This is a genomic window from Plantibacter sp. VKM Ac-2876, from assembly GCF_015350715.1.
In the GTDB taxonomy this organism is placed as follows: domain Bacteria; phylum Actinomycetota; class Actinomycetes; order Actinomycetales; family Microbacteriaceae; genus Plantibacter; species Plantibacter auratus.
This window is the reverse complement of sequence record NZ_JADKSI010000003.1, coordinates 303,366-321,653: the sequence shown is the minus strand read 5'-3', so window position 1 is coordinate 321,653 and position 18,288 is coordinate 303,366. Positions and strand designations below refer to the sequence as shown.

Genomic DNA, 18,288 nt, shown 5'->3' with positions numbered 1-18,288 from the left:
CCCGCCCGCATCCGCGGACGCCATCACCACCACCCCGGCACCCCCGGGGTGCACACTCCTGCCCGAATCAGCAGTCAAGGAAGACCATCGTGAAGAAGACCCAGAGTTGGATGTTGTACGCCGGACTGTTGGTGCTGTTCTGGGGCGTCTGGGGAGCGTTCTCATCGCTCCCCATCACGCTGTACGGCTACCCGGATGAGATGGTCTACGTCATCTGGGCGGTCGTGATGATCATCCCCGCCGTGTTCGCCCTGCGCGGGCAGACCTTCGACCGTCGACCACGAGCCGCCGTCTACGGACTGCTGATCGGACTCACCGGCGCCGGCGGGCAGCTCCTGTTGTTCAACGCCCTGTCGACCGGCCCTGCCTACCTGATCTTCCCGATCATCTCGATCTCCCCTGCGATCACCGTCATCATGGCCGTCATCCTCCTGCGTGAGCGGCTGAATGCGATCGCGGTCGTCGGGCTCGTCGCGGCGCTCGCGGCGATCGTGCTCTTCAGTGTGTCGAGCGGGTCCGCCGAGGGTGCGTCAGGGCCGTGGCTGATCATCGCGATCCTCGTGAGCATCGCCTGGGGCGTCCAGGCGTTCTTCATGCGCAAGGCCGCGACGATCGGGGTGAACGATGCGACGACCTTCTCGTGGATGGCGATCAGCGGCCTCATCCTCACGCCGTTCGCGATCATCGCGATGGGTGGGCTCCCGCTCGACGCACCGTGGCAGGCACCGGTGCTGACGGCGGGCACGCAGCTGTTGAACGCGGTCGGGGCGCTGTTCCTCGTGATGGCGCTCAGCCGCGGGAAGGCGTCCGTCGTGGCGCCGACGACCAACGCGCTCGCGCCGGTGCTCACCATCCTCGTCTCGCTCGTCGTCTACCAGACCCTGCCGAGCATCTTCGGCACCATCGCGATCGTGCTGGCGCTCATCGGCTCGACGCTCATGGTCTACAGCGACGAGCGACGCGGCGAGGCCGTCCCTCCGGCCCTCCGCGACGGTGCGCGGGCGACCGCGAACCGCTGACGCCTCCCCACCCGGTTCGTGCCAGCGCGGTGCGCTGACGTGAGCGCGGTGCGTAGCCTCGAGCGCGGGTCTCCGGAGACCCGCGCTCGACCGTGCGGGGCGCGCTCACCCCGCATCGGGTGCACTCGGGCCGGGTGGGGTGACCTCCTACCGAGTGTGAGTCACTCGTGTCAGCGCACCGCGCTGGCGTGAGGACGGGGGACGTTGAAGCTTGACCCTCACGCGGCGTGAGGCTTTAGCGTCGTCACCATGACGATCACGATCCTCGACACCGCCAGCGGCATGCGTTCCGTCCTCGACGCACCGGAAGCCGAACGACCCGCGCGACTCCGCGCCATGCTCGAGCCCGTCGCCGACATGTACCGGTACTTCCCGGGCGAGGTCGACCTGCTCGCCATGCACACGATGGGCTCGGGTTTCCCGATCGATCGGAGCCGGGATCGGGTCGTCGACGGCCTCGACCGGCTCGTCGCGGCGGACGCGTGGGGACGGATCTCACGGGCGCTCGACGCGGCGGTCGCCACCCAGCTCGCGGCGGTGCCGACCCTCGTGATCCCCGACATCACCGTCCTGCTCGTCCTCGGCGACCCCGACGACACCTACTTCATGGAGTCGATCCGCGGATTCATCGGCAACGGCAGCGCGACCGGCTTCATCTCGCTCATCTTCTGGCCGACGGAGGAGAACCTCGCGCGCCTCGAGGCGGCCGCCGTCCACGAGCTCAACCACAACCTGCGATACGCGCCGGGTGGGGTGGTGTGGGATCCGGCGACCGTCGTGGTCGGTGAGCAGGTGGTGTCGGAGGGGCTCGCGGACGCGTTCGCCCGGCAGCTGCACGGGTCGTCCGGCTACACGCCGATCGGTGTCGCGCACCTCGACGACGACGCGGTGTTCGACCGGGTCGTCGAGGGTCTAGACGTCGGCGGGATGCAGCACTTCGTCTCGTGGGTGCACGGTGATGAAGCCGCGCTGCGATACGGGGGCGAGCCGGTCGGTCTGCCGATGGGTGCCGGGTATGCAGCGGGCAACCGTCTCGTCGACGCCTACCTGTCGGCGACGGGGACGTCCGCCGCGGAGGCGCTGCACGTTCCGAGCGCGACGATCATCGAGGTGGCACTCCGCGAGCTGGGCTGAGGCGGATCGCTCTCACTCCCAGACGGCGGTCTCGGGGTCCACGCCGTGGCTGCGCGCATTCGCGTCGATGACGTGTGAGAGCCACGCGGCGAGGCCGGGCTCGATCCGGTCGTAGGTGTCGGCCATACCGGGCTCGGTGAGGGCGAGGCGACCGATGATCACGTGCATGGACGGCGTGCAGTGGAAGTACTCGCTGAGGGCGGCGCGATGCCGTTCGGCGAGGGTGTTCGCCGACTCGTCTCCGGCGAGGACACCGGCGCGCTTGGCCTCGGCGAGTTCGTCGACCAGGTCGCGCATGGGCCCGACCAACGCATGCCAGTCGTCCGTCGTGCGGGTCGCGGACCGTTCGGCGTACTCGGCCCACTGCGCGGAGTCACCCCAGCGGGCGCGGGCGATCTCGGCCATCGTGGGGTTCCAGTCGTCGCCGAACACCGCCTGGCGCTCGTCCTCGGGGACGAGCACGCCAAGCTCATCGGCTTCGAGCAGCCGGTCGACGGATCGGGCGACGGCTTCGAGTCGTTTGATGGTGTCGCCGAGTTCGCGGCGGCGCTGCGTGAGCTCCGCGCGTCGTTCGGCGGCCGGCGCAGTGAGCAGGGTGGGGATGCGAGCAAGTGGGACGCCGAGGTCGCGCAGGAGGACGACCCGGCGGAGTCGGGCGATGTCGACGGGCAGGTACGAGCGGTAGCCGCTCTGGTTCCTTCCGGACGGTTTCGCGACGCCGATCTCATCCCAGTGGTGCAGCGTCCGCACGCTGACGCCGATCTCGGCCGCCGCCCGACCGACGGTCACACCGCCCTCGGTCCTCCCGTGCTCGTCCATCCACCCAGCATCGCACCCGGGCCCGACCTGCGTCCTCTGCCTGCTGCCAGCGCGGTGCGCTGACGCGAATGGACCCGACCCGGCGTGGGCGCACCCCACACCCGCGAGAGCACCCCTCCGGAGACCCGCGCCCACGCGCCAGACCCGCGCTCACGTCAGCGCACCGCGCTGGCAGAACCACCACACACCGGGCGAGCCCGACCGGTGACGCGGACGGCCCCGGGAGCAGCGCTCCCGGGGCCGTCGGACGTTCAGTCGGTCAGGCCGCCCGGCGACGCGCACGCATCGCGACGAGGACTCCACCGAGGAGGACCAGCAAGACCCCCGCACCGATCGTGCCGAACGGCAGCTCGGTACCCGTCGTCGCGAGCGCCCCACCCGACGCCGAACCGTCGACGGTCGTCCCGTCGGCCGCGACGATCCGCACCTCGGTCCACCCGACGAGCGAGCCGTCCGCAGCGTAGACCGCGACCCGGTGGTCGCCCAGCGTCGCGTCGGCCGGGATGGTCGCCAGCAGGTCACCGGCGGCGTTCGACGTGCCGGTGGCGATCCGGGCCGGGGTCGAGTACAGCCACACCTCGACGGCCGTCGCGGCGAAGCGGTCCTCGAGGCCGACCGTCACGGTCTCGCCCCGCCGCACGGTGTCCGCCAGCGTGATCGCACCGCGGTTGGCCTCGGTGAGGCTCGTCCCGGGCAGTGGCGTGACCCCACCGGTCGGGGGCGTCACGGGCGGCGTGGTCGTTCCGGGCAGCGACCCGAGACGCAGGGCCTCGGATGCGTAGCCGTCGGCGAACCAGTACACGGGACGCTTGCCGTCGACCGACAGCGAGGCCGGCGCGGTCGCGAAGCCCTCGTTGTTGAGGTTGGGCAGCCCCGCCGGACGCTCGACCTGAGCGATCCCGGGCTGCTCGGTCCCGTTCAGCGTGATCTGTGCACCGGTACCTGCACAGCCGTCGTCGCACACGGCCCACAGCACGCCGAGCGTCGTGTCGTAGTCGAGCGCCATGACCGCCGGGAGGCCCGGGTCGATCGTCGAGATCAGCGTGGCCGAGCCGTCGGCGTTCAGTGCGAACGCGTACACGTCGCCGGTGTCCTCGACGCCGACGAAGAACAGTCCGTCGCCGTGGCCCGCGTAGTTCGCCGGGTCGTACGTCGCCTTCGTATTGTCGTCGAAGAGCTTGCCGGCGAGGTCGCCGTCGGCCACCCACTCGACGGCCTCGACACCGAGGTTCGCGCCGACCGTCGGCAGCAGGGCCGTGAGGTCCCACTCCTCGGAGGCGACGACGTCGGGGCCGGGCGCATTCGGGTCGACCTTGAGCACGGCGTTGAGCGTCGTGCCCTTCACGCTGTTGTCGCGCTCGACACCGACATAGACGGAACCAGCGCCGTCGACGGTGATGCCCTCGGTGTCGGGGCCGGCAGCGGAGGGGTTCGACGCGTCCTTCTGGAAGCGGGCGCGCTTGCCCTTCTCCCAACCGTCGACGAACGAGACCGAACCGTCTGCGGCGATCGCGAGCTTCCAGAACGAGCCGGTGCCGTTGTCGACGGCCCAGAGGAACGCGCCGTCAGCGGTGACCTGGGTGTCGAGTCCTGAGCTGTCCTCGAGGAACATCGGCTTGGTGTCGAGCACCGTCACGTCGGGTGAACCAGGCCACGGACCGACCGGGATCTCACCGGCGCAGACGTTGGCCGTGCCCTTGGTGGCCTCGGCCGTCGCAGCGAAGGCGCCGGTCGCGTCGGGGCAGCGTCCCCAGGTGTTCGCCGGGTGGCCCTCGCCCCAGGTGGTCGAGTCGAGCAGTGCGTCGCCCTCGAAGAGGCGGACCGTGTCGCCGCCGCCGAGACCGAAGCCGAGGGCTGCGCGCTCGATGACGAGGTAGCCGCCGGCCGGGATGCTCGTGCCGGTGGGGATGGCGTAGGCGTGGGTGTCGTCGTCGTCCTTCACGACGATGCCGGAGACGTCGAGCGCCGCGGTTGTCGGGTTGACGAGCTCGATCCAGTCGTCGGGCGATCCGCCGTCGGACTCGACCTCGTTGATGCGCACCGGGTTGCCGCAGGCGTTCCGCAGGCCTTTGGTGGAGACGGCGGTGTCGACGAACTCGCCGGTGCCGTCGGGGCAGCGCGCGAAGACGCCGTCCGCGTGAGCCGCGTAGGTGTACTCGGCGACCGTCGCGCCGGCGGCGTTCCGCACGGTGGTGGTGTCGCCGTTGCCGAGCCCGAACGCGAAGTCCACGTTCTGGTCGAAGACGAAGTACGCGCCCGGTTCGAGGATCGTGCCCGCGGGCAGCGGGGTCGTCTCGGCGGCGTGGCTCACCGGGTCGTTGTCCATGAGCGTCCAGCCGGAGATGTCCAGCGCGGTCGCCTCGAGGTTGACGATCTCGACCCAGTCGGTCGTGTCCTTGTTCGACTCGACCTCGTTGATCGCGACGTTCGGGAGGACGCAGTCGTTCGCGGCACCCTTGGTGATGCGTGCGAGCGTAAAGTCGCCTTCACCGTCGGGGCAGCGGGCGAGCGTCGCGGCGATGAAGTCACCGTCGATGGCCGCGTGGCCGCTCCACGTTCCCGAGCGGTCGATGAGCGTGCCGGTCGCGTCGAACAGGCGGATCTCATCGGCGCTGCCGATGCCGATCGGGTCGCGGAACGCGCCCTGCGTCTCGGTGCCACCGACGAGCCCGATCGTCGACTCGTCGACCACGAGGAATTCGCCGGGAGCGATCGACGTGCCGGGGAGGAACCGCCAGCGGTGGTCGTCGGAGTTGTCGCGGATCTCGTAGCGCGAGATGTCGAGCGCCGTCGTGCCGGGGTTGAAGAACTCGACCCAGTCGGAGGGCTGCGAGTCGATCTCGTTGATGCGGATCTCACCGTCGGTCTCCGGGACCTCGGGTGCGGTGAAGACGTTCGCGGCGCCCTTCGTCGACTCGGTGGTCTCGGCCCAACCGGTGCGATCGGCGGTGACGCCGTAGGTGACCGGCGCGTGTGCGGTCCACGAGTACTCGTCGGCGATCGCGGCGGTCGGGTCGAACAGCCGGACCGAGTCCTCCTTGCCGAGGCCGAACCCGAGCTGGTCCTCGTCGACGACGAGGAACGCACCGGGCTCGACGACGGTGCCGGCCGGGAACGCGTAGCTGCTGTCGTCCTTGTTGTCCTTCACGACCCAGCCGTCGAGCGTGACCGCGGTCGACGCGGTGTTGGTGAACTCGATCCAGTCGCCGGGGACGCCCCCGGAGGACTCGACCTCGTTGATCTGGAGCCCCGGCGCTGGGGCGGCGATGGCGGCGGCGGGCGTCGCGATGAGTGCGGTTGCGGCGATGGCGCACGCGGCGGTCATCGTCAACACGCGGTTGAGGCGGGGCATGGGTCTCCAGGGCACGAAGGGACGGGGATCGTGACCCATCCCATCGGCGTGGGGTGGCCGGGTGGAGGAGCGGCGGTGACCGGGAGGTGAACGGCGGGTGGCTTCCCAGGCGGGACGTGCCACGTATAGCGCACGCCTGGCCCGGCAGACCACGAGCCCGCAGCACTGCCGCGGCGCCCTCCCAGAGGTCCACACTCACGTACGACTGATCGCGCTCTCTCGCGGCCCCTCGCCGCATACAATGTGGACGACCGAATTGGGGAGAAAATGGCACGACGGCGTGGGTTCTTGGCGGAGATGCAGCACCAGACGAGGCTCGCGGAGCAGCGACAACGCAACGCAGTCCGGCAACACAATGCGAACGTTCGCCAGGTGGAACAAGCGCAACGCGCGGCCGAACGAGCGCAGGTCGCTGCAGCTCGCGCGTCAGAGGCCGATCGCAAGCGCCTTGAGAAGGAAGCGGCAGCCGCGCACGTCGCCGCGATGCAAGCCGAAGTGGATCAACGGAACGCGGATCTGCGCGATCAGTATGCAGAGATCGACGGGCTGCTCAGCGCCACGCTGGATGTCGACGACTACGTCGACCTCGAGGAGCTGCGCGTCCGAGTTGAACACCCCCCGTTCCCTCGAGTCGATCTGCGAGTCCCGACATCCGCTCCCACCCCAATCCCCGATCCCCCGCTGCCGGTCAAGTACGCCGCCCAGGAGCCGGCCGGGATGTTCGGCAAGAAGCGGAAGCTCGCCGAGGCACAGGCCGCTGTGGAAGCACGCTATGCAGCCGACTATTACGCCTGGCAGGCGGCGGTCGCTGCACTTCCGCAACAGCGTGCGGCACAACAGGCGGCATACGAGTCCGCGGAGCAGAAACGTCGTGGACGGCTCGCATTCGAAGAGTCCAAGTACACGCAGGAGTGTGAAGCACGCGAGACTGCCGCAGCCCAGCGGAACGCCGAGCTGGACCAGCTCATCACCGGTCTCGGCTACGGCACAGTAGAAGCCGTCCAGGAGTATGTCGGCATCGTCATGGCGAACTCGGTCTACCCGGAGTGGTTCACGGTCGACACCAACGCGACGTTCGAGCCATCGACAGCCGAACTCAGTCTTCGGGTGACCATCCCTGGGCCGGACCAGATCCCGACGACCAAGGGCTATCGGTACGTCAAGGCGTCAGATGAGATCACTGCGTCTCCGCTGGCGGCGAAGGATGTGAAGGATCGATACGCAGCAATCGTTCACAACGTCGCGCTGCGGAGCGTCCACGAAGTCTTCGAAGCCGATCGGCGCGCCCTCATTCACAATGTGTCGCTCGAGTTGGGCACCGAGACGATCAACCCGGCGACCGGGCGCGAGACCTACGTGCAGTTCCTCGCCCTGGCCGTCTCTCGCGACGAGTTCCTGAAGCTGGATCTGGCCGCGGTCGTTCCGTCCGCAACCCTGGAGCACCTTCGCGCAGTCGTGTCGAAGAACCCGCACGGGCTCATCGCGGTCGACGGCAGCGGGGTTCGCCGAGCATGACGGATAACGGATCGATGATCTTCAACCCACCGCCGGGATGGCCGAAGCCTCCCGCCGGATGGAGGCCTCCCGCGAGTTGGACGCCAGATCCGAGCTGGCCACCTGCCCCAGCCGGTTGGGCACTGTGGATCGATCCGAACGAAGGACGCGAAGCCGAAGCACCAGCCGCGGCGGCGCCGACAACCGTCAACACACCGCAGACGCCGGACACCGCGACGGATGCAGCAACCTCCGCGCGCATCCAGGAACTCGAGCGTGAGAACGCAGCCCTGCGCCAGAAGTTGGCCATCGGGCATACCGACGACCTCGTAGAACTCGACGACGCACGAGTCTTGCAGTCGGTGGGCATCTACCGTTTCCACCATCCCCTCGAAACCGCTGCCGCTTACCAATTGCGGCTCCAAGCGATCGAGGCTCGCATCGCCTCGCTCGTTCGGGACGACCGCGCGATCGAGAAGTCCGAACTCTTCACGTTCAACAACTCCCTAGCTCAGGGCAAGCGCATGACCTCGGATCTCGCCAAGCTCATGTTGCGTGCCTACAACTCCGAAGCCGACAACGCGCTCCGGACACTTCGTGCGGGAAACGTCGTGACCGCGAAGAAGCGTCTCGAGTCGTCTCGCACCGCGATCGCGAAGCTTGGTGCGCTGATGGAGATGCGGATCAGCGACGAGTTCCATCGACTTCGAGAGAAGGAGATCGAGCTGACCGCTGATTGGCTCATGAAGAAGCAGGTCGAGCGGGAAGAAGCAAAGGAGGAGCGGGCACGGATCAAGGAAGAGCAACGTGTTCAGAAAGAACTCGACGATGAGCGAGCACGTCTGGACAAAGAGCGCGCTCACTTGGTCAACACGCTCGCTGCCCTCCAGAACCAAGGGCAGACCGATGAGGACCTCCTCCGTCGTCTGGGGGCTATCGACGAGGCGATCGCTGACAACGACTTCCGAGCCGCGAACATCCGTGCCGGGTACATCTACGTCATCTCAAACGAGGGAGCGTTCGGCCCTGATGTCGTGAAGATCGGACTCACTCGTCGACTGACGCCGACCGACAGAATCTCCGAGCTCAGTGGGGCTTCGGTGCCGTTCCGATTCGACACCCACACCCTGTTCTTCTCCGAGGATGCCGTCACCCTGGAGAACGAGTTGCACAAGCATTTTGCGGACCGGGCTCTGAATCAGGCCAATCCTCGGAAGGAGTTCTTCTTCGCCAGCCCCGCAGAGGTGCGGGACGTTCTCCTGCGGAAGGTCGGCAACATCCTCGAGTTCTCCGACAGTGCCGAAGCGACGGAGTATCGGCAGTCCCTCGGCCGTTGGCCACAGCGAGCCCAATCTCGGAACGAGATCATCGGCGGCTGAAGCCAGCGGAACGTCGACCACCAGAAATTCCGATTCGGGCTCGCGCGGTCTCCGCCTGCGTGTGTCACACCAGGACTACGCTCACCCCATGACCGACGATGCGACCACCGACACCGCTCCGCGCGCAGACCTCGCCGGCTGGGTGCGGACCCCGTTTACCGGCGGCGGCGTCACGCACGACCGCTTCGAGAAAGGGTCCGGGCCGGGCGTCGTCCTCATCCCCGAGCTACCCGGACTCACGCCCGAGGTCCTCGGGTTGGCGGAGCATCTCGTCACGGAGGGCTTCACGGTCGCGATCCCGTCACCGTTCGGGACGCCCGGACACGAGGGGACCCTCGGCTACACGCTCGCGAGCGTCAGCAAGGTCTGCGTCTCCGCCGAGTTCAAGGCGTTCGCGACCGGTGCCCACCGACCGGTCGCCGACCACGTCCGGGCACTGGCCGCCGACCTCGCGGCCCGCACGCCGGGCCCTGGCGTCGGCGTCATCGGCATGTGCTTCACCGGCGGATTCGCGCTCGCGGCGGCCGTCGACGAGCACGTCCTCGCTTCCGTCATGAGCCAGCCGTCCGCGCCGTTCCCCGTCAGCCGGGCCCGCCGCATCGACCCCGGGATGTCCGCCGCCGAGTTCGACGCCGTCGCAGCCCGTGCGGCTCGGGGCTCGGTCTGCGCACTCGGCCTCCGCTTCAGCGAGGATCGGGCCGTCCCGCGGGAGCGCTTCACCACCATCGCGGCCAAGCTCGGTGACGCGTTCGAGGTCATCGAACTCGACTCCTCCCCCGGCAACGCTGCCGGCTTCGCGAAGACCGCGCACTCGGTCCTCACCGGCGAGGTCCGCGAGCGCGACGGCCACCCGGCGTTCGAAGCCCGCAAGCGCGTGGTCGCCTTCCTCCGCGAACGACTGGCGACACGGACCGCGTGGGCCTGACCTTCCCAGCCGGCCGGCACGCTGCGATCATCGACTCCATGACCTCGACACGACACGACCGCGCGACACCGAACCTGCCATCCCGCAGCTTCGACGTGACGGAGACGTTCTATTCGGCGTTCGGCTTCGAGCGCACGTTCCGCGACGAGGGCTGGCTGATCCTCGTCCGCGGTGGCCTGCAGCTCGAGTTCTTCCCCGCACCCGACCTCGACCCGGCATCGAGCGGCTTTATGTGCTGCCTGCGTGTGGCCGACGTCGACGAGCTCTACGACGCCATTCAGAAATCGGGAGTCACCGAGGCGACCGTCGGCGCGCCTCGCCTGCACCCGGTCCGGATGCAGGATTGGGGACTCCGAGCTGGATTCCTCATCGACCCCGACGGCACGCAACTCACCCTCATCGAGCAACGCGACTGATCCGCGACGGCGCGACGTCCGCGGGTCGCTGCTCGGGACCCCTAGAAGAAGGTGATCCCGTGCGGCGCGCGCGGCGTCTGGAGCATCGATCGCAGCAGGAGCGGCGCAGCAGGGTCGGCCGCGTGCAGCACACCGGCAGCAGCGAGCGATACCGGCGAGACCGCGCCGAGCACGAGTGAACCGAGGTCGGCGACGTCGAGCGCGAGGTCGGCGCCGACAGCGTCGGTCTCGTCGCTCAGCTTCGTGGCCGTGCCGCGGCCACCGGTCACCTCGAGGCGGAAGGTGCCCGCCGCGTAGCCGAGCGCGTCGGTCACGGCGATCGTCAACGTGCCGTCGACCGCGAACGGACGCGACGCGAGGACGGCCGGGAGGTCGAGGACGCGCAGCCACACGTGATCCTCTTCGTGCTCGATGTCGTAGGCGCGGTTGTCGCCGAGGGCCGAGACGATCGGGTCGTCGAGGCGCGCGCGGTTGTACTTCACGACGTCGTTGAGGTCGATGGAGAGCAGGAACTCCCACAGCGACAGGTAGGCCGCGTCGGTCGCGTAGACGAGGTCGATGATCTCGATGCCGGTCTGACCACCGGGCTGCTCGACCATGCGCCACGTGACGTAGCCGTCGACCTCTTCGCCGTCGGCCGGACGGTGCACGGCGGCGCGGGTGTCCTTCGCCGGTTCACCATCGCGACCCAGCGTGCCGAGGACCAGCGGCCACGACCCGGTGTTGCGGACCATGGACCCGATCGAACGCTCGTCGAAGCGATCGAACACCTGACGCGCGACGCCGTCGACCAGGTACTCGGGCGTGACGACGGACACGATGCCGCTCGTCGGCGCGAGGAACGGCAGCGCCTTCGCGCGCTTGACCACGACGTTCCGCTCGCGGATCGCGGAGCCGAATCCGAAGCGACGGTAGATGGTGCCCTCGCTGGCGGTGAGGGCCGCGATCGCATAGCCGTCGGCGACGCCGCGCTCCAGAGCTTGCGTCATCATGCGGCGCAGGATCCCGCGGCGTCGTTCGGTCGGGCGGACCGTGACGTCGGAGATCGCCTGCGTGTTGATGCTGGTGCCGTCGCCCCAGCTGAGCGCCTTCGGGAACCAGGAGAAGGTGCCGGCGGGCCAGGTCTCGTCGACCGAACCGGGCTGCGGCTTGCGGACATAGGCGCCGAGCAGGACCGCTTCGTCGGCGATGAGTTCGTTCACCTTGCGCTTGCGCGCCTCCGGCTTCGGGGTGGACTCGTGGAAGCCGAATCCGATGGCGTCGAGGGCCGCGAGGCTCTCGGGCGTCGGTTCGCCGTCGGCCCCGTTCGCGAACGGGAACTCACGGAGCTCGTACCGGGTGTCGAAATCTTTGCTGTTGGCCACGACTCCAGCCTAACGACCCGGCCTGACACGCCCCCGGGAAGCGCGGTGGGAGAGCGACCTCACGGCAGGGTGATCGACACCTCGACCGTGTACTCGTCGGCGGTCTGGCCGAGCACCCGCTGCCTGAGCTCAGCGGTCAGCATCGTGATCCCCCGCTCCGCGATCGCGTCGAACAGGGCGACCACCGCGGGGTGGGTCGATCCCTCCGGGAGCTCGACGCCCGGTTCGGATCGCCAGACCGCGGCGAGCTCGGTCCGCTCGGGCAGCACGTCGACCGTGGTCTCGTCACCACCCCACGTCGGTTCGAGCTGCGACGAGGTCGGCCAGCAGCAGACGATTTCGACCGCCCCCTGCTCACCCGGTCGGAGCGCGGTCCAGAACGTGCCCGTCGGGCCGACGCCGGCCTCCTGCACGGCGACGTAGAGCTGCGAGAACTGCTCGTTCGCGTCGTCGTCCGTCACGGCGTCCTCATCACCGCGGGGCACAGTGAGCACCCGTCCGACGTAGGGCTGGGGCGGGAGCGCGCGTTCGACGATCTCGACCGGTGCCGCGAGCGACGCGACGACCGAGCGGGCCTGCGCGAACGCGTGGTCCTCCTGCTCCCGCTGCTCCAGGACCAGGCGGTGGTGCACATCGATCGCGGTCGACGGGTCGGCGCCTGCGACGGAGACACCCACCGCGGCGAGGGGGACGCCAGCATCGCGCAGGGCCTTCACGATCACGCCCGAACGCACCTGCTCCTCGCCGTAGCGGCGGTAGCCGGAGTCGGGATCGACGTCGGCCGGAACCAGGACGCCCTTCTCGTCGTAGTGGCGGAGCGCCTTCACGCTCAACCCGGTCATGCCTGCGAACTCTCCGATGTGCAACATGCTTCAAGCATCACGCCTCCCCCTACGGGAGAGTCAAACCGGCGACAATGGCGTCCAAACTGCACCCCGAAGGTTCCTTAGTGAAGGATAAGCGCATAAACTTCACTAACGGCTCTCGTAACTGCAACTTCGGCCGGGAAACAGGAGGGGACGATGACAACCGCTGTCACGTATGAACAGCGGCCATGGCGGTCGCGTATCGCTCCCGACGCGTTGCCGAAGCGCGAGCGGCTGCTCCTCGCACAGCCATACGACGCCGCCGTCCCGCCGCCGATCGCGGACCTCGACATCCGCTTGTCGGATGATCTCGTGGAGCTGCTGGGCGAAGCGCAGGAACGGATCATCCGTTTCGACAGCGAGGTCGGTCACGTCACCGCGCCCTTCTCGCCGATCCTGCTGCGGAGCGAATCGGCGTCGAGCTCGCAGATCGAGAACCTGACGAGCAGCGCGAAGGCGATCGCCGAGGCCGAGTTGGACGAGCGCGACACCGGGAACGCGCCGCTCATCGTCGCCAATGTCCGAGCTCTCGAGGCGGCACTCGCAGCATCGGACGAGCTCTCCAACACGACGATCATCGCCATGCAGGAGCAGCTCCTCGGCACATCGGCACCGGAGATCACCGGCCGATATCGCGACGAGCAGGTCTGGATCGGGGGCGGCAATTTCGGTCCGCATGAAGCAGACTTCGTTCCGCCGCACCATGACCGTGTCGCAGCGGCGATGGACGACTTCATCGCCTACTCCCTCCGACCGGCACCCCTCCCGCTCGCTGCGATCGCCGTCGCTCACGCGCAATTCGAGACCATCCACCCGTTCCCTGACGGCAACGGGCGCACCGGTCGAGCGCTGGTGCAGGCCGCCCTCCGGCGGGTCGGACTGACCAGCGGGGTCACTGTGCCCATCTCAGCCGGCATCCTGCAGCAGCGTGATGACTACTTCGCTGCACTCACCAGCTATCGGCAGGGCGACGTCGAGCCGATCGTCCGCGTCTTCGCCGACGGTGCGTTCCTCGCGATCGCCAACGGACGGACGTTGGTGGAGGACATCGAGACCATCCGGGCCGCATGGCAGCAGGCCTTGCGCGACATCCGCGCCGATTCGGCCGCGCATCGCATCACGGCACTGGCACTGGAACATCCGGTGATGAACAGTCGGCTCGTGCGCGAACATCTCGACGCCTCAGATCGCACGGTCTTCAACACCCTCGACACCCTCGTCGACCGTGGCATCCTCACGGTCGGCTCGTCGCGACAGCGGAACCGTCTCTGGACTGCGCCTCCCGTTCTGGCAGCGCTCGACGGGTTCGCTGCGCGCAGCATGCGGCGCGGTTGATCGGCCTCACTGAGGAGCGACCCCCGACTACCCGGGCGCACGACTTCGGTAGCCTTCACGGGTGAACCTCGACCCGACCGCCATCATCATCGCCTACAGCGCCGCCTGGCTGCTCGGCTTCATCCTGTTCGTGCTGTTGTGGATCTTCATCATCCGGACCGCGGTCCTGTCGGCGCTTCGGAAGCACCACGCGGAGACACAGGCCGAGCGCCGAGCCGCGGCAGGACGCGGCCTGCCGCAGTAGAGGCCGTAAACCGATGCCACTTCCCCACGACACGGAGCACCTCCGTTTCCGGCGCATGACGCTGGCGGACCTCGACGACATGGCGAACCTCCTCGGCGATCCCGCGGTCATGCAGTTCTACCCGGCGCCGAAGACTCGCGAGCAGGCCGCGGCGTGGATCGCCTGGAACCAGGACAACGACGCCCAGTACGGTCTCGGACTGTGGATCATCGAGACCCACGACGGCGACTTCGTCGGTGACTGCGGCCTGACCTGGCAGCGGGTCAACGGCGAGCTGAAGCTCGAGGTCGGGTACCACGTGGGCCCTGCCTGGCAGGGTCGAGGATTCGCGACCGAGGCCGCCGCCGCCAGTCGGGACTTCGCCCAGGAGCACACGGACTCGTCAGAGCTCGTCGCGATCGTCCACCCCGACAACCGGGCGTCGTCGCGCGTGGCGGAGAAGATCGGCATGCGGCGCGTGGACGACGACCTCGGGGCGGACGGGTCGGTGCGGCACGTGCTGAGCATGCGACTTCGATCGACGGCCGCCCTCAGCGACGCCGATCACCTCGCTGGGTAGCCGCCGCCCCTACCCCCGCGCCGCCACGAACGCCGCGACGCAGTCCTCGATGTCCTGCTCGCTGTGCGCTGCACTGATCTGCACGCGGATGCGGGCCTCGCCGCGGGGCACCACGGGGAAGCTGAACGGGATCACGTAGATGCCCTGCTCCAACATCCGCGCCGCGACCTGGACCGCCTGCTGTTCGTCGTCGAACATCACCGGGATGATCGGGTGCGAGCCTTCCAGCAGACGGAAGCCCTCCTCGGTCATGCGGGCACGGAACAGGTCGGCCTTGCGGAACAGTCCCTCGCGCAGCTCGTCACCCTCCGCCGCGAGCTCCACGGCCCGACGCGCTCCGGCGACCAGCGACGGCGCCAGGCTGTTCGAGAACAGGTACGGCCGGCCCGACTGCCGCAGCACGTCGACGATCTCCTGCTTCGCGCTCACGTACCCGCCCGACGCACCACCGAGCGCCTTGCCGAGGGTGCCGGTGAGGATGTCGACCCGGTCCTGCACGCCGAACAACTCCGGCGTCCCGCGACCACCCGGGCCGACGAACCCGACGGCGTGCGAGTCGTCGACGAGGACGAGCGCGCCGTAGCGGTCGGCGAGGTCGCAGATCTCGTCCAAGGGCGCGTAGAAGCCGTCCATCGAGAAGACGCCATCGGTGACGATCACGGTGCGACGAGCGTCGGCGGCGTTCATGAGCTGCTGCTCGAGGTCGGCCATGTTGCGGTTGCGGTAGCGCAGGCGGCGGGCCTTGCTCAGACGGATGCCGTCGATGAGCGACGCATGGTTGAGCGCGTCGGAGATGATCGCGTCGTGCTCGCCGAACAGCGCCCCGAACACGGCTCCGTTCGCATCGAAACAGGAGGAGAACAGGATGGTGTCCTCCGTGCCGAGGAAGGCGCTCAGCTCCTGCTCGAGGTCGCGGTGGATCTGCTGGGTGCCGCAGATGAATCGGACGCTCGCGAGCCCGTACCCCCACTCGTCGAGCGCCAGCTTGGCCGCGTCGACGATCGTGGGCTCGTTGGCGAGGCCGAGGTAGTTGTTGGCGCAGAAGTTCCGCACCTCGCGACCGTCGATCGTCACATGGCCGCCCTGGCGGGACGTGATCGCGAACTCGCGCTTCGTGAGGTCGTCGGCCTCGATGCGGTCGAGCTGGTCGCGCAGCTGCGTCTTGATGGTGCCGTACATGTCGTCTCCTCGGGGTCGAGTGGGCGGTTGAGCTGAGTGTCGCGGTCGCTCAGGCGGCGGTCGCAGCGTGGGCGGCGACCGGTGCCTGTTCGTCGACGACGCCGGTGATGACGACGTCGCGGGTGTCGGTCCAGTCGATGAGCACCTTGCCCGCCGCTCCCCCACGTGCGGTGTCGAACGCGTCCTGCCAGGAGGCGAGCGGGAAGCGGGCGGTCACGAGCGACTCGAGGGCATTGCGGAGCTCGGGACTGTGGTCGACCATGGCGCTCGCGTGGTGCCAGGTGTCGAACATCTCGCGGCCGTAGATGCCCTTGATGGTGATCATGCGGGTGATGACCTTGGTCCAGTCGATCTCGATGTTGGTCGACGGGAGACCGAGGAGCGCGACCTTGCCGCCGGTGTTGAGATTCTCGATGAGCTCGCTGGCGGCGGCAGCTTGTCCGGACATCTCGAGGCCGATGTCGAAACCCTCGCGCATGCCGAGCTCGGCCTGGGCGTCGGCGACCCGCTCCTTCGAGACGTCGACGACGCGGTCCGCGCCGACGGCGAGGGCCTTCTCGAGGCGGTCGGCGACGACGTCGGTCGCGACGATGTTGCGTGCCCCGGCTACCCTGCAGACCGCGATGGCCATGAGGCCGATGGGGCCGCAGCCGGTGATGAGGACGTCTTCGCCGAGGATCGGGAAGCTGAGCGCGGTGTGGACGGCGTTGCCGAGGGGGTCGAAGAGTGCGCCGAGGTCGGGGGTGACCTGGTCGCCGTGGACCCAGACGTTGCTGGCTGGCAGGACGACGTACTCGGCGAAGGCGCCGTCGAGGTTGACGCCGAGGCCACGCGTGTGGCGGCAGAGGTGACGGCGACCGGAGCGACAGTTGCGGCACGTGCCGCAGACGAGATGCCCCTCTCCGGAGACCGCTGCGCCGACGGGGATCCCCTCGACGCGGCTGCCGACCTCGACGACCTCGCCGGAGAACTCGTGGCCAGGCACGAGCGGGGCGTCGACCGCACCGGCCGCCCACGGGTCCCACGACTCGATATGGAGGTCGGTGCCGCAGATGCCGGTGCGGTGGACGCGGATGAGGACGTCGTCGGAACCCATGGCCGGCATCGCGCGCTCGACGAGTTCGAAACCGGCGGTGTCGGGTCGTTTCCAGAGGGCGAGCAACGGCGTTCCTTCCTGCGGGAGCGGCGGCGGCCGGTGGTGCCGGCTGTCGCGGACGGGCGTCGTTGCGCTGTCCTGGTGACCAACGTAGTCAGATCGATCCGTCATGAATATTGAGGGTTTCCACGCGACCAGTTAGCTTGAGCTGATGAATCTCTCTCAGATGCGGATCATGCGCGAGCTGGCCGAACGCGGAACGATCGCCGCGGTTGCGCGGCACCTGCATGTGACGGCGCCGGCGATCTCGCAGCAGCTGGCCGCGTTGCATCGCGAGCTCGGTGTCGCGCTGACGTATCGGGTGGGGCGCGAGGTCCGGCTGACCGAGGCGGGCATGGCACTGGCCGAGATGGCGGGGACGGTGCACACGCTGATCGACCGTGCGGCCGAGACGGTGCGCGAGTACGGCGACGACACCGGCGCGCGGGTGCGGGTGGCGGCGTTCCAGAGTGCCGGGCAGGCGTTGCTGCCGGGGTTGCTGGAGGACGCGGATGGCGGACCGTCGCTGGTGTTCGGGGAGCATGATGTCGCGCAACCGGAGTTCGCCGAACTCGTCGATCAGTACGACCTCGTCATCGCGCACCGGATGGACCATGACGAGCCGTGGCCGTCGGAGCAGCTGGCGGTGACGACGCTGCTGAGCGAGCCGTTCGACGTGGCGATGTCGGTGGACCACCCACTCGCTGGGCGATCGTCGGTTTCGGCGGCCGAGCTCGCGGACGAGTCGTGGATCGCCGCTCACGCGGGCTTCGCGCCGGATGTCGCGCTCGGGGTGGTCGAGGCGACGGCGGGCGTGCGGTTCCATCGCGCGCATCGGGTGAACGACTACCACCTGGCCGCGTCGCTCATCGTGGGAGGGGAGCTGCTGGCGTTGTTCCCCCGGTACACGGCGCCGCGGGCCGACCCTCGGTTGGTGCTGGTGCCGTTGGAGGACGTGCGGATCGCGCGCAACATCGACGTGCTCGCGCGACCGCACGCGCTCGCACGGGTCGCGGTGGCGGGGACGCTGGAGCGACTGCAGGACGGAGCTGATGCGCTGCAGCGGGA

Annotated in this window: 15 protein-coding genes and 1 pseudogene; 10 read left to right on the top strand and 6 right to left on the bottom strand. The window is 68.7% G+C overall.

Going from position 1 to position 18,288, the window contains the following annotated elements; genetic code table 11:
* Positions 1-89: 89 nt before the first annotated feature.
* Together ITJ62_RS14010 and ITJ62_RS14005 are read left to right on the top strand one after the other, a co-directional pair.
* Positions 90-1,019, top strand: coding sequence for a DMT family transporter (locus ITJ62_RS14010; RefSeq protein WP_370581923.1), 930 nt, complete (start codon positions 90-92; stop codon positions 1,017-1,019).
* Positions 1,020-1,268: 249 nt separating this feature from the next.
* Positions 1,269-2,153 (top strand): DUF2268 domain-containing protein, encoded by an 885-nt coding sequence (locus ITJ62_RS14005; RefSeq protein WP_194603344.1) that lies wholly within the window; start codon positions 1,269-1,271, stop codon positions 2,151-2,153.
* A gap of 12 nt (positions 2,154-2,165) precedes the next feature.
* Here ITJ62_RS14005 and ITJ62_RS14000 read toward each other — a convergent pair whose 3' ends face one another.
* Both ITJ62_RS14000 and ITJ62_RS13995 read right to left on the bottom strand, forming a co-directional pair.
* Positions 2,166-2,972, bottom strand: a complete 807-nt coding sequence (locus ITJ62_RS14000) for a MerR family transcriptional regulator (RefSeq protein ID WP_194603341.1) — start codon at positions 2,970-2,972, stop codon at positions 2,166-2,168.
* Positions 2,973-3,231: 259 nt separating this feature from the next.
* A complete protein-coding gene (locus ITJ62_RS13995) occupies positions 3,232-6,324 on the bottom strand; it encodes a lamin tail domain-containing protein (RefSeq protein ID WP_194603338.1) in 3,093 nt (1,030 codons plus the stop codon).
* A gap of 372 nt (positions 6,325-6,696) precedes the next feature.
* Between ITJ62_RS13995 and ITJ62_RS13990 the strand changes: the two genes are divergently transcribed.
* From ITJ62_RS13990 to ITJ62_RS13975, 4 genes are all read left to right on the top strand, one after another.
* The gene (locus ITJ62_RS13990; protein WP_370581921.1) at positions 6,697-7,839 is read left to right on the top strand and encodes a hypothetical protein; all 1,143 of its coding nucleotides are present in this window, start codon (positions 6,697-6,699) and stop codon (positions 7,837-7,839) included.
* A gap of 14 nt (positions 7,840-7,853) precedes the next feature.
* Complete coding sequence (locus ITJ62_RS13985) at positions 7,854-9,197, top strand: DUF4041 domain-containing protein (protein WP_228498498.1); 1,344 nt, start codon at positions 7,854-7,856, stop codon at positions 9,195-9,197.
* An 88-nt stretch (positions 9,198-9,285) separates the two neighbouring features.
* On the top strand, positions 9,286-10,122 hold the full coding sequence (locus ITJ62_RS13980; RefSeq protein ID WP_194603331.1) for a dienelactone hydrolase family protein: 837 nt from the start codon (positions 9,286-9,288) through the stop codon (positions 10,120-10,122).
* A 38-nt stretch (positions 10,123-10,160) separates the two neighbouring features.
* Complete coding sequence (locus tag ITJ62_RS13975) at positions 10,161-10,538, top strand: bleomycin resistance protein (RefSeq protein WP_194603328.1); 378 nt, start codon at positions 10,161-10,163, stop codon at positions 10,536-10,538.
* Between the two features lie 41 nt (positions 10,539-10,579).
* On the opposite strand, the gene ITJ62_RS13970 is transcribed toward ITJ62_RS13975, so the two are convergent.
* Together ITJ62_RS13970 and ITJ62_RS13965 are read right to left on the bottom strand one after the other, a co-directional pair.
* On the bottom strand, positions 10,580-11,902 hold the full coding sequence (locus ITJ62_RS13970) for a GNAT family N-acetyltransferase (protein WP_194603325.1): 1,323 nt from the start codon (positions 11,900-11,902) through the stop codon (positions 10,580-10,582).
* A 59-nt stretch (positions 11,903-11,961) separates the two neighbouring features.
* Complete coding sequence (locus tag ITJ62_RS13965) at positions 11,962-12,771, bottom strand: MerR family DNA-binding transcriptional regulator (RefSeq protein ID WP_194603322.1); 810 nt, start codon at positions 12,769-12,771, stop codon at positions 11,962-11,964.
* A gap of 153 nt (positions 12,772-12,924) precedes the next feature.
* On the opposite strand from ITJ62_RS13965, the gene ITJ62_RS13960 reads away from it, so the two are divergent.
* The 3 genes from ITJ62_RS13960 to ITJ62_RS13950 all read left to right on the top strand — a co-directional run bounded on the left by ITJ62_RS13960 (position 12,925) and on the right by ITJ62_RS13950 (position 14,906).
* Positions 12,925-14,103 carry a Fic family protein gene (locus tag ITJ62_RS13960; protein WP_194603319.1) on the top strand — a complete coding sequence of 393 codons (1,179 nt, stop codon included), beginning with the start codon at positions 12,925-12,927 and terminating at the stop codon, positions 14,101-14,103.
* Between the two features lie 61 nt (positions 14,104-14,164).
* Positions 14,165-14,347: a hypothetical protein gene (locus tag ITJ62_RS13955; protein ID WP_194603316.1), complete on the top strand. Its 183-nt coding sequence runs from the start codon at positions 14,165-14,167 to the stop codon at positions 14,345-14,347.
* Positions 14,348-14,360: 13 nt separating this feature from the next.
* Positions 14,361-14,906: a GNAT family N-acetyltransferase gene (locus ITJ62_RS13950; RefSeq protein WP_194603312.1), complete on the top strand. Its 546-nt coding sequence runs from the start codon at positions 14,361-14,363 to the stop codon at positions 14,904-14,906.
* Between the two features lie 9 nt (positions 14,907-14,915).
* Here ITJ62_RS13950 and ITJ62_RS13945 read toward each other — a convergent pair whose 3' ends face one another.
* Together ITJ62_RS13945 and tdh are read right to left on the bottom strand one after the other, a co-directional pair.
* Positions 14,916-16,085: a glycine C-acetyltransferase gene (locus tag ITJ62_RS13945; protein ID WP_194603309.1), complete on the bottom strand. Its 1,170-nt coding sequence runs from the start codon at positions 16,083-16,085 to the stop codon at positions 14,916-14,918.
* A gap of 49 nt (positions 16,086-16,134) precedes the next feature.
* Entirely contained in the window at positions 16,135-17,247 is a 1,113-nt protein-coding gene (gene tdh, locus ITJ62_RS13940; RefSeq protein ID WP_194604435.1) for an L-threonine 3-dehydrogenase, read from the bottom strand.
* A gap of 145 nt (positions 17,248-17,392) precedes the next feature.
* Here tdh and ITJ62_RS13935 point away from each other — a divergent pair.
* Positions 17,393-18,253: pseudogene (locus ITJ62_RS13935) on the top strand (LysR family transcriptional regulator); the annotation flags it as partial.
* Positions 18,254-18,288 lie beyond the last annotated feature (35 nt).

What these genes read in the sequence shown, in the direction of transcription:
- ITJ62_RS14005 (WP_194603344.1), top strand. Translation starts at nt 1,269, where the DNA reads ATGACGATCACGATCCTCGACACCGCCAGCGGCATGCGTTCCGTCCTC.
- ITJ62_RS14000 (WP_194603341.1), bottom strand. Translation starts at nt 2,972, where the DNA reads ATGGACGAGCACGGGAGGACCGAGGGCGGTGTGACCGTCGGTCGGGCG.
- ITJ62_RS13995 (WP_194603338.1), bottom strand. Translation starts at nt 6,324, where the DNA reads ATGCCCCGCCTCAACCGCGTGTTGACGATGACCGCCGCGTGCGCCATC.
- ITJ62_RS13985 (WP_228498498.1), top strand. Translation starts at nt 7,854, where the DNA reads ATGATCTTCAACCCACCGCCGGGATGGCCGAAGCCTCCCGCCGGATGG.
- ITJ62_RS13980 (WP_194603331.1), top strand. Translation starts at nt 9,286, where the DNA reads ATGACCGACGATGCGACCACCGACACCGCTCCGCGCGCAGACCTCGCC.
- ITJ62_RS13975 (WP_194603328.1), top strand. Translation starts at nt 10,161, where the DNA reads ATGACCTCGACACGACACGACCGCGCGACACCGAACCTGCCATCCCGC.
- ITJ62_RS13965 (WP_194603322.1), bottom strand. Translation starts at nt 12,771, where the DNA reads ATGTTGCACATCGGAGAGTTCGCAGGCATGACCGGGTTGAGCGTGAAG.
- ITJ62_RS13960 (WP_194603319.1), top strand. Translation starts at nt 12,925, where the DNA reads ATGACAACCGCTGTCACGTATGAACAGCGGCCATGGCGGTCGCGTATC.
- ITJ62_RS13950 (WP_194603312.1), top strand. Translation starts at nt 14,361, where the DNA reads ATGCCACTTCCCCACGACACGGAGCACCTCCGTTTCCGGCGCATGACG.
- ITJ62_RS13945 (WP_194603309.1), bottom strand. Translation starts at nt 16,085, where the DNA reads ATGTACGGCACCATCAAGACGCAGCTGCGCGACCAGCTCGACCGCATC.